The organism is Mesorhizobium sp. M0047, assembly GCF_040323315.1.
Taxonomy (GTDB): domain Bacteria; phylum Pseudomonadota; class Alphaproteobacteria; order Rhizobiales; family Rhizobiaceae; genus Mesorhizobium.
The window spans coordinates 58,340-70,302 of sequence record NZ_JAMYUW010000037.1 but is presented as its reverse complement, the minus strand read 5'-3'; the positions used below and the strand labels follow the sequence as shown (position 1 = coordinate 70,302).

Here is an 11,963-nt window from a genome sequence, read left to right as displayed (position 1 = left end):
ATTGGCCCGTGTTTACTCTCTCTACTGCTCAGTTCCTCTTTACCCGTAAAACCCCCAATCCTCTTACCCCCTCGTAAAAAACAAACTTTGTGAGCGTTTCGGTTCTACCTTTAACGCCCTAACCGCTCTGAACATGAACATCGGTCTATGCCTTGCGGCGGGCAGCGACTGGCGGCGGTTCGATGGCGCCGGCCCTGACGCGGGCGGGCTTCAGAGCTGGAGCGCCGGTATCCTTGACGATCGTCAACGCGCGCGGAAAGAACTGATTGTTGTGCAGGCCGCGCCCAATGTTGAGGATCGCAGTCCCAGGCAAACGCTTCTCGAGCATGGCCAGCACTCGCCGTAGCGACGGGCCGTCGAATGCATCCAGTGCTTCATCGATGATCACCCATTTCGGCTGCCGCAACGCGAGTCTGGCGAAGGCCAGCGAGCGCTGTTCGTCATCGCCCAGCTCGTGGTCCCATCGCCCGGCGCGGTCGAGCGACGACGACAGCCGTTCAAGACCGACCTCTGCAAGCACCTTCGAAATGTCGGCGTCACTCGCCGGCGCGGGTCCGTTCGGGTGATCAAGCACCTCGCGCAACGTGCCGGTCGGGAAATAAGGGACGCGCGGCACGAATAAGAGGGTTTCTGCCGCCGGCAGGCCGATCCGCCCGCTTCCCCATGGCCACAGGCCGGCAATGGCGCGAAAGAACAGCGTCTTGCCGGCGCCCGCCTCGCCGATGACCATGACGCGCTCGCCGGGACGGACTTCGACATGCTGGTCCGCGAGCCTTGTGCAGCCCTCCGGCGAGGCCACTTCGAGCTTCTCGAAAGTCAGGTTGCCATTGGCGTTGTCGCCGAACTCGATGCGCCTTTCCGTGTCGTGGAGCACATCGATTTCGTCGAGAGCGATGCGGAAATCGGCGACGCGCATCAGCGTGGCGCGCCAATCGGCGATGCTGCCGATGTTGTTGATGAACCAGCGCAGCGACGAATGGACCTGGTTGAAAGCCCCGACCGCCATCATCAGTCCGCCAAAACTGATATCACCTGCGAAGTACACCGGCGAGGCGACCAGGATTGGCGCGACGACGGTGATCCAGCCATAAGAGTCGGTCACCCAGGCTAGATTGATCTGTGCGCTGTAGATGCGCCGCATGGCGCCTAGCACCGTGCCGAGGTCGAGTTCGAGCCGCCGCCTGGCATCGGGCTCGCCATGGTACAACGCAATGGCATCGACATTTTCGTTGATGCGCACCATCGAGGAGCGCAGCTCGGCTTCGCGTGTGTAGCGGTCGCTGTTCAGGCTGATGAGCGGGCGTCCGACCAGCCAGCTCAGCCAGGAGGCGGTGCCGGCATAAAGAATGGCGGCCCAGACCATGTAGCCCGGTATGGCCAGCGCGGTTCCGCCGATGTGGAACACGAAGCCTGAGGACAGCTCCCACAGCACGCCGACGAAGGACACGAGCAGGATGCATGACTGCAGCAGCCCGACACCGAGGTCGGTCGACAAGTCCGAGAGGTGCGCCGCATCCTGCTGCATGCGCTGGTCGGGATTGACGCCGATGGCACCGGCATTGGCCAGCCGGAAGGCGCGCGCGGGCCGCGTCCACTGGTCGATCAGATCCAGCGTCAGCGCCTCGCGCAGCTTCAGCCGGATCATCTGATTGAGCCAGGTCTGGCCTATATTGAGCACCAGAAGTCCACCGGCTATTGCCGCAAAGACGAGAAGCTGGTGCAGGAAGGCCGCCATGTCGCGCCGCGCGAGCGCATCGTAGAAAGGCTGATTCCAGCGGTTGAGCAGTACCTGGCCAATCGACGTTGCGATGATCACGGCCATCATGCCGACTGCTGTCCAGAGCAACCATTTGCGAACCGGCGATCCCGTCAGCGCCCTCCTGATCGACGCCACCTGATCGCTCAGGCTGCTGGCTTCGACCGCCACCACAACCGGCTGGACGATGGCGGCATAGTCCGGTTGATCAGCCATGTCCGAGGTCCTTGCGTTCAGTGCTGAAACCGGTTGGAGAGACTTGCAGGCATCCGTCGTCCAAATGGACTGCCAGGTGCGCTGTCACTCCACTTGCGACAGATAGGCAGGGAACCGACGCCAGGCACTCTTGCCCCGATCACGAAGCCGTCACTCGCGCAACCGATGACTTGGTATCCCCGACCTCGTTGCGACGGCCAAGCCGGGTGGCGCCATGCGGCGACAGCACGGGCACGAAGACGCGGCGCGAGGCGCGCTGGGCGACCGGCACGCCTTGATAGAGCCGCTTCTGCGCCTCGACGACGATGACCCCGGAAAAGATCGGCCACAGCCGCCGGCCGGCGCGTTCAAGCACATTGTGGAACTGCATCATGAAGCGCCGCCGCGATGGCGGGAAGAACAACGCATCGGACCAGGACGCGGGCGTGAAATTCGCCTCGCGCAGCAATTCGGTGAGCTGTCCACGCGAAAAAGGCCGGCCATTGCCGAACGGCGTGTGCTCGAAGCGCGCCCAGACGCCGCGCCGGTTCGGGACGACGATGACCACCCGGCCCGCTGGCGACAGCACACGCCAGATCTCGTTCAGCGTCTCACGCGGGTTCTCGACATGTTCGAGCGAATGGACGAGCAGCATGCGGTCGATGCAGGAATCGACCAGCGGCAGTTCCTCGTCGAAGACCAGTGCCGTCGCCGTCGGCCCCGTCGCCGGCCAGACTACTGCGCCCTGCGTTGCCGGCATGAAGGCGAAGACCCGCTCGGCATCGGCGCCGAAGCGCTCCAGCCAAGGCAAGGTGTAGCCGAGACCGACCAGCCGCTCGTTGGGCACGGCTGCCCATATCGACGACAACGCCATGGTGATCGAACGCTCGGCGAACTGGCCGAGTGTTGTCGAATAGAAGGAGCGAAGATCGACGATGTCGGAATGCATGGCAGGGATGTAGCCGTGATATCGTCGGGTTTCAATAAATGCCTCGATAACCGGGATGACAGCGGCCCGCTAGCGCCCTATGTCTGCGGCGATAATGGAGAGATGCGATGCCGGTCGAAATCGAACAGTTCATGTGCCGCAGCGACAATTTCGGCGTTCTGGTGCACGACCCCAAAAGCGGCCAAACCGCGATCATCGATGCGCCCGAGGAAGCGCCCATCCTGGCCGCGCTCAAACGCACCGGCTGGACGCCGACAATGATCCTGACCACGCATCATCATGTCGACCATGTCGAGGCCAATTTGGCGCTGAAGGAGCGCTTCAAGCTGCGCATCGTCGGCCCGGAAGCGGAAAAGGCCAAGATCCCCGGCATCGACGAAACGGTCGAAGACGGCTCGGTTCTCCATCTTGGCGATGAGAAGATCGAGGTGATCGCCACGCCCGGCCACACTGCCGGTCACGTCTCCTACTATTTGCCTGGATCGAAAGTGGCGTTCACCGCCGACACGCTGTTTGCGCTGGGGTGCGGGCGGCTGTTCGAATGCAAGCCGCCGGTCATGTACGATTCGCTGAAGAAGCTGGCGGCACTTCCGGCTGAAACGGTCATCTATTGCGGCCACGAATACACGCTCTCCAACGCCCGTTTCGCGCTGACCGTCGATCCGACCAACTCGGCGCTGAGAGAACGCGCTGCCAAGATCGAGGCGTTGCGCGCCGCCGACAAGCCCACGCTGCCGACGACGATCGGCGAGGAGCTGTCGACCAATCCCTTCCTGCGCTGGCACGATCCTTCTATCCGCAAGCATCTTGGACTGGAGAAAGCTTCGGACGCCGAGGTCTTTGCCGAAATCCGCAAGCGCAAGGACAACTTCTAGAGTTCGGTGATATGACCAGCTCCGCCGAAATCATCGCGACGCTCGGCCTGAAGCCGCATCCGGAAGGCGGCTGGTACGCCGAGACCTTTCGCGATGACGCTGGCGGCGCGCGCGGCCATTCGACCGCGATCTATTTCCTGCTGGAACGGCATCAGGTGGCTGCCTGGCACCGGGTCAAGGACGCCGCCGAGGTCTGGCATTTTCATGCCGGGGCCCCGCTGGCGCTGTCGATGTGGGAACAAGGCAGCATCGTTATCAAGCAGGTGCTTGGCATCGATCTCGCAGCCGGTGAGCGGCCGCAGATCGTCGTCCCCGCAGGCTGGTGGCAATCGGCGCGCAGCCTGGGCGAATGGACGCTGGTCGGCTGCACCGTCGCACCGGGCTTTGAGTTTGCGGCGTTTGAGCTGGCCGAGCCGGGCTGGCACCTAGACACCCCTAACTCAATAAGAACCCTGATTTAGCAGGAAGCCTAGCGTGATCGCGAGCTGGGCTGCGTAGTAGAGTAACCAGACGGCAAAGCGCATCCAGGCGCGGTGCGGCGAGATGGCGGCCACCAGGAATTTCTCCGTGGCGAGCATCCCGTCCGATGCCATGAACAACACGGCGCCGCCGACCATCCAGACGCTGCTTGTGGTCAGCGCCGAAACACCCATCGCGAGGATCGCAGCGACATAGACGGCGATAGGGACACGAAGGCCGGGGCCGACGCGCCGCCACAGCGCCGCCAGCATGACGATCGCAAACACCACCATGGCCAGCGCGATCGCCCCACGCCACGATTCGGCGCCCAGCAACTCCAAGCCGCCGCCGCTGCGCAGGAACAGCACGACATAGACAATGTGGGCGACAAGAAAACTGGCGAGCCCGCCGAGAAACGCCTTTTCGCCGTCGCGCGACAGAAAAGCGTCGCCAACAGCGCTGAGCGCAAGGGCTGCGACCAGCAGCAATGGGCCGCCTTGCAGCGCCGCCAGCACGGCAAGCATCGCCACGGCAAGCGTCTTTGCCGCCGAGCGGGCGAGCGTCGGCGGCATCCCGAGCGTGAAGGCATAGATCACCGCAGCAGCCAGCGAAAAGATCAGCGTCGCGTTGGCATTGGCGTCGATGCCGCCGGCAAACGGCATCGTCATGCCCGGGCTCCGCCTTCGGATGCCCGGGCTCCGCCTTCGGATGCCCCGGCTCCGCTTTCGGATGCCCGCGCTCCCCTCTCTGTCACGGCGGGCTTGCGCAGAAACAGTGACTTTGCCGCCAGGGCCGCGCCGCCGGTGATGAGCACGCAGGCGGCAAGAATGCGCAGTGACGGCTCGGCGGCGCCGGCTGCGATCAGCACCAGCGTCGACAGCAGTGGCGCGGCATAGCTTGCAGCACCCAGCACCTGGATGTTGCCGCGCTTGACGCCGATGTCCCAGGCATAGAAGGCAGCGCCGACCGGCATCAGGCCAAGGCCGACCACGGCCAGCCACTGGCCGGCGCCGTCAGGCAGAACCGTTTGCTCCAGGGTCAAATGGCAGGCGAGCGACAGCACCGCGGTCGCGGCGCAGAACCAGGTGACGATGCTGGTCGGCACCGACGGGAAGCGCCGCGACAACAGCGAATAGGACGACCACATCACAGCGCAAACGGCGGCCATGGCATAGCCGTAAGCATAGCGGGCGTCGAAGGCGATGCCGGCGCCCTTGGTGACGATCAGCATGGTGCCGGCAAGGCCGAGCAGCGCGCCGACGACGTGGTTCCATGCCAGGCGCTCGCCCGGCATCAGCGCCGAACCAAGCACGATCAGCAACGGCCACAGATAGGCGATCAGGCTCGCTTCCACCGCCGGTGCATTGCGCAGCGCGGTGAAGTAGAAGAAGTGGTAGCCGAACAGGCCGGCAATGCCGATCAGCCAGACCTGCAGCGGTATTTTCTGGCTCTTGTCGGGCGCCGGCATGAACAGCCGCGCGATGAGCCCGACCCCGGTGCCGATCGAGAAGGTGATCGCCGACAGCAGGAACGGCGGCACCTGGCCCGACCCATCGGTGAGCAGCGCCAGCAACGCCCACATGGCGACCGCCGAAAAGCCAATCAGTGTAGCGCGCCCCATTCCGTCTCCCGTGGCGCGCGTATGGCGCCTGCCCTACTGTATTGCCTCGAAACGCCTGGCGCTGATGGTCAAGGTGCCGATCTGCGTGCCCACCGTGGCGCGGATCGGCGCATATACGCCGGTTTGGCCGAGCGGTGCAAACGTCACCATCATGCGGCTGCGGTTCTTAAGATAATTCAGCGCCTTGCGGCCCTTGCGATAGCCCGCTACCGGCTCGAAACCCATTCGGCAGGTGATGGTGTCGCCCTTGTAACCCGGCACCGAGATCGTCCCCTTCGAAGCGTAGGTTAGTGACAGATCGGCACGCATCTCGCCGTCATAGAACTTCACCGTGCGGCCGCAGACTTGGTCGAGACTGTCGGCATGGATCACCGTCGCCGCCATCGGATCGAGCACCGAGACCAAATCGCCGGCACCGATCGGCACCCAGCTCTTGGGGTCGCGCTTGCCCGGCGCCGGGACAACCTGCGTCGAGGTGACCGCGCCATCTGCAAAGCGGATATCGACCGTCGATGCTTTCTTGCCAGAGGTGTAATCGGCACGGAACGCCTGCGGCACCATCTTCTTGCCAGAAATCGTGCCTTTCGACGAGATCGTGCCGCGCGTGTCGTCGAACAGCTTGGCCAGACCCGCGGCGGTGACGCTGCCTTCGATCGCGTAGGCGCCGTTCTCATAGCGGCTGGAAAACGTTGATTTTGCTATCGAAAGGCCTAGAAACGAGACCGTGTACTCTCCCTTGAACGACTGTGGCGAGGCAGCGGACGCGGCGGATGGCAAGGCAATCGCAAGCAGGGCAGCAAGGGCAAGAGACGAACGAAGCATGACGGGATCCGGTCCTTGATTTTCGGCCGGAGGCGGGCAACTCCGGTCTGGCATGTCCCTATGAGACCGCTTATAGGATGAATTCCGGCCTTAATATGAAATGCCGGGCGCATCCGTGGGGAAGCCGGAGCTTGACGCCTCGGCGAAATGCAACTATGGAACGCCAACTTTTCCATAAGGCCGCCTGACCAGAACCGCGCGCCACCCGGCGCGGGCTTGAATGTTTGGCAGACCCGAGAACTGAAGGTTAGAATCATGTCCCGCACCTGCGAACTCACTGCCAAGGCAGTCATGTCCGGCAACAATGTGAGCCACGCCAACAACAAGACCAAGCGTCGCTTCCTGCCGAATCTCGTCAACGTGACGCTGATTTCGGAAGCGCTGAACCAGAATGTGCGCCTGCGCATTTCGGCCAACGCGCTGCGTTCGGTCGAACATCGCGGCGGTCTCGATGCCTTCCTGGCCAAGGCCGACGTCAAGGAATTGTCGCAGCGTGCGCGTCTGTTGAAGAAGCAGATCGCCAAGAAGATCGCCGAGCAGGTCGCCGCCTGATATCGTTCAAAGGCGGGGGACGACCGCCCTGGCCAACCTCTTGTTGGCCTGAACATCGGATCGAGCCCGCAAGGTTTCGGCAACCCGATGCTCGAATACGAGCGAGCGTGATCCGGTTTCGGCATGCGCTCCGCTGGTTCCATTACCCAGGATAAAAAAATGACTTCCTTCTCGCGATACCTGCCATTCGTGGCCGCCATGGCGCTTGTCGTCGTGGCATCGAACATTCTCGTGCAGTTCCCGATGCAGGGCCAGATCGGCGGCCTCTCGCTGGCCGACCTTTTGACCTGGGGTGCCTTCACCTACCCGTTCTCCTTCCTGGTCACCGACCTCGCCAATCGCCGCTATGGGCCAACCGTGGCGCGCAGGATCGTCTTTGTCGGCTTCATGACGGCAGTGGTCTGCTCGATCCTTGTCCCGCCTTTCCTGTTCCGTCACGGCCTGATCGAGTTCGAGACCGCCGCCGACCGGCTGGTGCGGATCGCGGCGGCGTCCGGCGCTGCGTTCCTTGCCGCGCAATTGCTCGACGTGACCGTCTTCAACCGGCTGCGCCGGCAGAGCTGGTGGCGCGCGCCAATCGTCGGCACGCTGGTCGGATCCGTGTTCGATACCGCTGTATTCTTCACCGTCGCGTTCTCGGCCGCGTTTGCCTTCGCTGGTCCGAACGACAGCTTTGCGCTCGAAACAGCACCGCTGATGGGCGTCTTCCATGTCGACGCCATGCGCTGGATTTCGTGGGCGCTCGGCGATCTCAGTGTGAAGCTGATCATCGCCGTTGTGGCATCCCCTACCGGCTGCTCGCTGCCCGCTGGAGCCAGCCGGCAGTCGCGGCTTAAATCATGATCCCGAAAAGTGGGACGCGGTTTTCGGAAAAGATCATGGTCGGACAAAGATCATGATTCCCTGGGTCCAATTAGACTCAGCGAAGACCCCGGACGGCACACAGGAGCTTCGCCTCAAGCGGCGCGGTTCGGAATTCTCGATCATGCTCGGCACCAACGAGCTGATGAACAGCCGTCTCAGCGGGTCCGAGGAGGCGCTGGCAAAACTATCCTGCCAGAAGATTGCCGGCCATCGGCGGCCAAGGATCCTGATCGGTGGGCTTGGCATGGGCTTTACGCTACGCGCCGCACTCGCAGAACTCGGCAATGATGCCAGCATTGTCGTCGCGGAGCTGGTGCCGGCGGTCGTCGCCTGGGCACGCGGCCCGATGACCGAAATCTTTGGCGGCTGTCTCGACGATCCGCGTGTCATTATCCACGGGACCGATGTCGGGCAGTTGATACAGTCGGACCCCGCGGCTTGGGACGCCATCCTGCTCGACGTCGACAACGGCCCGGAAGGCATTGTCCACAAATCCAATAATGCGCTTTACAGCCTGCAGGGCCTCGGCGCTGCTCGCGCCGCCCTCAAGCCGGGCGGAGTGCTGGCGGTGTGGTCGCAAGGCCCCGACAGCGACTTCACGCGGCGGCTGAAGCGGGCCGGCTTCGCGGTCGAGGAGGTCAACACACGTGCCAACGGCAAGCGAGGCGCGCGCCATGTTATCTGGATAGCCACCAATGGCTCACGGTGAACAGTCGACCCCCACTCCGTCGCTGCTTCGCAGCGCCACCTCTCCCCCGATCGACGGGGTAGAGGAAGGGCGCGAGCTCATGCCGGGAGGCACCTTCCTCTCCCTCCGGAGGGGGAAGAGGTGGCGCTGCGAAGCAGCGACGGAGTGGGGGAAGGCGTCCGGCCAAATCGAACCCGCGCCAAATCGAACCTGCCGTTGAGACCTTCAACTTCACGTTCGCACTGGAGTACCACTCAATCCTGGTGGAGAATAAATTCCAGGTAGAGGTTGCGCTGCAGGATCGAGTGGTTGTCGTCGGAAATCAGCGACACCATCAGCGCACCATCGTCGCGGGTCCAGACGTCGAGCCCTTCCATATTGTCGATCTGGTAGCCCATGTCGGCTTCCAGCAGCACCGGCCCGTCGGCGACGGCGCCCTTCTCGACGCTCTCGCCATAGATGCGTCGCAGCCGCATCTTGACGCCCCTGGCCATCGAAAAGCTGCGCTCCAGAAGCAAGAGGTCGCCATCCGGCAGGAAGGCGCCGTCGGTGATGTCGAAGTCGCCGTTGCGCTTGACGGTGAAGACTCCCTTGTGCGGCCCTTCGATGATGGCGGCATAGATGTTGCCGGCCTCGTCGAGGCTCTTCTCGGAGACCACGACCAGCCCGCCCTCATGCTGGCCGTTGGCATTGGCGTGGGTGACGGTTTCGAAGCCTCGATTCTGGCGCAGTTCCCCGGCCGGCACCACGAAATCCAGCTGCTTGAACGGCGCCTTCATGTCGGCCGGGTCGATCTTGAACTGTGCGACGCGGTGGTTGCGCTCGAAGCCGACGGTGGCAACGCCGTCCTTGACCGCGAGGCCTTCTGCATCGACCTCCCACTTCTTGTCGATCGGCCGACCGGTTTCGTCGATCATCTGCTGCATACGGAAATTCTGGATGCCGGACGGCCGCTTGTCGGCGTCGCGGACCACCGTGCCGAAGAACCAGAACCCGGTGTCGGCAACGCCCACGAAATCGCCGCCGGCTTTCAGGAACCGGAACGCCGACAGCGCACCGAAATCGCGCGTTGGCGAGGTCATCTCCAGCCCGCCGGCGAATTCGAGCGGACCGAACTGCTTGTCGGCGCCGCCAATGTGGAATTCGGCGATTGGCCGGGCCGAGACTTCGACCGGTTCGACCGAACTTGAGCCGAGCGAACCGGCTGCTGCCGAAGCCACGCCGGAAAGCAGGGCGATGGCGGCGAAAATCGTCTGCTGAAAGCCGCCGTGCATAGAGATCATCCGGCGCGCCGCATACCGCCGCGCCGCGTATCCTTCGCGCTCTCCTCGGCGAACAGCGAAGCCAGCTGCTCGGTCATGGCGCCCGCCAGTTCCTCGGCATCTACGATGGTGACGGCACGGCGGTAGTAGCGCGTGACGTCATGGCCGATGCCGATGGCCAGCAGTTCTACCGGCGAGCGCGTTTCGATCAGCTCGATGACCGCGCGTAGATGGCGCTCGAGATAATTGCCGGGATTGACCGACAATGTCGAATCGTCGACCGGCGCACCGTCCGAGATCATCATCAAGATCTTGCGCTGTTCCGGCCGGGCGATCAGTCGGTTGTGCGCCCACAGCAGCGCCTCACCGTCGATGTTTTCCTTGAGCAGGCCCTCGCGCATCATCAGGCCTAGATTGCGTCGTGCCCGCCGCCATGGGTGGTCGGCCGATTTGTAGATGATGTGGCGCAGATCGTTGAGCCGGCCGGGATTCGGCGGCTTACCGTCCTTCAGCCACTTCTCACGCGCCTGCCCGCCCTTCCAGGCCCGCGTGGTGAAGCCGAGGATCTCGACCGAGACACCGCAACGCTCCAGCGTACGCGCCAATATGTCGGCGCAGGTGGCGGCAACCGTGATCGGCCGGCCGCGCATCGAGCCGGAATTGTCGAGCACCAGCGTCACCACCGTGTCGCGGAATTTGGTGTCGCGTTCCTGCTTGAACGACAGCGGCTGCATCGGATCGATGACGACGCGCACCAGCCGTGCCGGGTCGAGGTAACCCTCTTCCAGGTCGAAATCCCAGGAGCGATTCTGCTGCGCCATCAGCCGGCGCTGCAGCCGGTTGGCCAGGCGGCCGACGACGCCGGACAGATTGGCAAGCTGCTTGTCGAGGAAGGCGCGCAGTCGGTCGAGCTCTTCTTCTTCGCAAAGTTCCTCGGCACCGACCGTCTCGTCGAAAGCGGTGGTGAAGACCTTGTAGTCGATTTCCTTCGGCAGATTGGTGAAGGGGTTGTCGTTGCGGCGCGCCTCGCCGGGCGTCTCGGCGTCCGCATCGTCATCGTCGGATAGATCGTCGGCGGTGGCATCGGACGCTTCCGTCTCGGCCGATTGCTCGTCATCGGCCGAAGCCTCGGCATCCTCGGACTGCGACTGCTCGGAGCCCGAATCCTCTTCGCCGCCCTCCTCGCTCTGCTCCTCGCCTTGCGGCTGGTTGTCGTCATTGTCCTCGGAGTCTTCCGTCTCCTGCTCGTCGCCGAGTTCCTCGGCCATTTCCATGGAGGCGAGCATCTCGCGCACGACGCGGGCGAAAGCCTGCTGGTCGCCGAGCTTGGCGGAAAGTCCGTCGAGATCCGACTTGGCCTTTTCCTCGACCCAGGGCCGCCAGAGTTCGACCAGCCGCTGGCCGCTCTTCGGGATCGGCCGACCGGTCAGCTTCTCGCGCACCATGAGCGCAAGTGCTTCCTCGATCGGCGCGTCGGCCTTGTCCCTCACGTCGACGAGATTGGCCTTGGCGTATTTGTCCTCCAGCATCGAGCCGATATTGTCGGCGACGCCTTGCATGGCACGTGAGCCGATCGCCTCGACACGAGCCTGCTCGACAGCGTCATAGATGGCGCGGGCCGCCTTGCCATCCGGCGCCAGCTTGGTGTGGATGCGCACATCGTGGCAGGCACGCTTCAGCGCCATCGAATCGCCGAGGCCGCGGGTGATCGCGATGTCGGTCTTCGAAGCCTTCTTCGGCAGTTCGGGCAGGCGCGCGCGGCTGCCGGCGAGTGCCGGCCTATCCTTGGCGAAACCGACTTCAAGCTCCTTGTCGCCGGCAATGGCGCGCATGCAGACGGTGACGGCGCGCTTGAAGCTGTCGGCTTCAGACCCCGTCTTCGATTTGTTGCGCGTGTTGTCGCCCGGACCCGCCATCGAG

Annotated in this window: 11 protein-coding genes and 1 pseudogene; 5 read left to right on the top strand and 7 right to left on the bottom strand. The window is 63.6% G+C overall.

Annotated features, from left to right (window positions below):
* Positions 1–145: 145 nt before the first annotated feature.
* Both NKJ89_RS27295 and NKJ89_RS27290 read right to left on the bottom strand, forming a co-directional pair.
* Positions 146–1,972 (bottom strand): ABC transporter ATP-binding protein/permease, encoded by a 1,827-nt coding sequence (locus tag NKJ89_RS27295; RefSeq protein ID WP_352607155.1) that lies wholly within the window; start codon positions 1,970–1,972, stop codon positions 146–148.
* Positions 1,973–2,111: 139 nt separating this feature from the next.
* On the bottom strand, positions 2,112–2,900 hold the full coding sequence (locus NKJ89_RS27290; protein WP_352607153.1) for a class I SAM-dependent methyltransferase: 789 nt from the start codon (positions 2,898–2,900) through the stop codon (positions 2,112–2,114).
* 107 nt (positions 2,901–3,007) lie between these two features.
* On the opposite strand from NKJ89_RS27290, the gene gloB reads away from it, so the two are divergent.
* Positions 3,008–3,775 (top strand): hydroxyacylglutathione hydrolase, encoded by a 768-nt coding sequence (gene gloB / locus NKJ89_RS27285; protein ID WP_352607151.1) that lies wholly within the window; start codon positions 3,008–3,010, stop codon positions 3,773–3,775.
* 11 nt (positions 3,776–3,786) lie between these two features.
* Positions 3,787–4,236 carry a cupin domain-containing protein gene (locus tag NKJ89_RS27280; protein ID WP_352607149.1) on the top strand — a complete coding sequence of 150 codons (450 nt, stop codon included), beginning with the start codon at positions 3,787–3,789 and terminating at the stop codon, positions 4,234–4,236.
* Here NKJ89_RS27280 and NKJ89_RS27275 read toward each other — a convergent pair.
* The 3 genes from NKJ89_RS27275 to NKJ89_RS27265 are packed head-to-tail and all read right to left on the bottom strand — an operon-like array spanning position 4,216 to position 6,677.
* Complete coding sequence (locus NKJ89_RS27275; RefSeq protein ID WP_352607147.1) at positions 4,216–4,902, bottom strand: lysoplasmalogenase; 687 nt, start codon at positions 4,900–4,902, stop codon at positions 4,216–4,218. The two genes, NKJ89_RS27280 and NKJ89_RS27275, sit on opposite strands and share 21 nt — an antisense overlap.
* Complete coding sequence (gene yddG, locus NKJ89_RS27270) at positions 4,899–5,855, bottom strand: aromatic amino acid exporter YddG (protein ID WP_352607145.1); 957 nt, start codon at positions 5,853–5,855, stop codon at positions 4,899–4,901. The genes NKJ89_RS27275 and yddG overlap by 4 nt, the downstream gene beginning before the upstream one ends.
* A 33-nt stretch (positions 5,856–5,888) precedes the next feature.
* A complete protein-coding gene (locus tag NKJ89_RS27265) occupies positions 5,889–6,677 on the bottom strand; it encodes a DUF3108 domain-containing protein (protein WP_352607143.1) in 789 nt (262 codons plus the stop codon).
* A 255-nt stretch (positions 6,678–6,932) separates the two neighbouring features.
* Here NKJ89_RS27265 and rpmB point away from each other — a divergent pair, with 255 nt between their 5' ends.
* From rpmB to NKJ89_RS27250, 3 genes and pseudogenes are all read left to right on the top strand, one after another.
* A complete protein-coding gene (gene rpmB / locus NKJ89_RS27260) occupies positions 6,933–7,229 on the top strand; it encodes a 50S ribosomal protein L28 (RefSeq protein ID WP_023757258.1) in 297 nt (98 codons plus the stop codon).
* A gap of 159 nt (positions 7,230–7,388) precedes the next feature.
* Positions 7,389–8,065: pseudogene (locus NKJ89_RS27255) on the top strand (queuosine precursor transporter).
* Between the two features lie 59 nt (positions 8,066–8,124).
* Positions 8,125–8,802 (top strand): spermidine synthase, encoded by a 678-nt coding sequence (locus tag NKJ89_RS27250; protein ID WP_352607141.1) that lies wholly within the window; start codon positions 8,125–8,127, stop codon positions 8,800–8,802.
* A gap of 233 nt (positions 8,803–9,035) precedes the next feature.
* Here the strand turns inward: NKJ89_RS27250 and NKJ89_RS27245 are convergent, their stop codons facing one another.
* Both NKJ89_RS27245 and cobT read right to left on the bottom strand, forming a co-directional pair.
* Positions 9,036–10,064: an esterase-like activity of phytase family protein gene (locus NKJ89_RS27245; RefSeq protein ID WP_352607139.1), complete on the bottom strand. Its 1,029-nt coding sequence runs from the start codon at positions 10,062–10,064 to the stop codon at positions 9,036–9,038.
* Positions 10,061–11,959, bottom strand: coding sequence for a cobaltochelatase subunit CobT (gene cobT / locus NKJ89_RS27240; RefSeq protein ID WP_352607137.1), 1,899 nt, complete (start codon positions 11,957–11,959; stop codon positions 10,061–10,063). Before cobT ends, NKJ89_RS27245 begins: the two co-directional genes overlap by 4 nt.
* Positions 11,960–11,963 lie beyond the last annotated feature (4 nt).

Coding starts and splice junctions, on each gene's coding strand:
- NKJ89_RS27245 (WP_352607139.1), bottom strand. CDS start 10,064: ATGATCTCTATGCACGGCGGCTTTCAGCAGACGATTTTCGCCGCCATC.
- yddG (WP_352607145.1), bottom strand. CDS start 5,855: ATGGGGCGCGCTACACTGATTGGCTTTTCGGCGGTCGCCATGTGGGCG.
- gloB (WP_352607151.1), top strand. CDS start 3,008: ATGCCGGTCGAAATCGAACAGTTCATGTGCCGCAGCGACAATTTCGGC.
- NKJ89_RS27265 (WP_352607143.1), bottom strand. CDS start 6,677: ATGCTTCGTTCGTCTCTTGCCCTTGCTGCCCTGCTTGCGATTGCCTTG.
- rpmB (WP_023757258.1), top strand. CDS start 6,933: ATGTCCCGCACCTGCGAACTCACTGCCAAGGCAGTCATGTCCGGCAAC.
- NKJ89_RS27290 (WP_352607153.1), bottom strand. CDS start 2,900: ATGCATTCCGACATCGTCGATCTTCGCTCCTTCTATTCGACAACACTC.
- NKJ89_RS27275 (WP_352607147.1), bottom strand. CDS start 4,902: ATGACGATGCCGTTTGCCGGCGGCATCGACGCCAATGCCAACGCGACG.
- NKJ89_RS27295 (WP_352607155.1), bottom strand. CDS start 1,972: ATGGCTGATCAACCGGACTATGCCGCCATCGTCCAGCCGGTTGTGGTG.
- NKJ89_RS27250 (WP_352607141.1), top strand. CDS start 8,125: ATGATTCCCTGGGTCCAATTAGACTCAGCGAAGACCCCGGACGGCACA.
- NKJ89_RS27280 (WP_352607149.1), top strand. CDS start 3,787: ATGACCAGCTCCGCCGAAATCATCGCGACGCTCGGCCTGAAGCCGCAT.
- cobT (WP_352607137.1), bottom strand. CDS start 11,959: ATGGCGGGTCCGGGCGACAACACGCGCAACAAATCGAAGACGGGGTCT.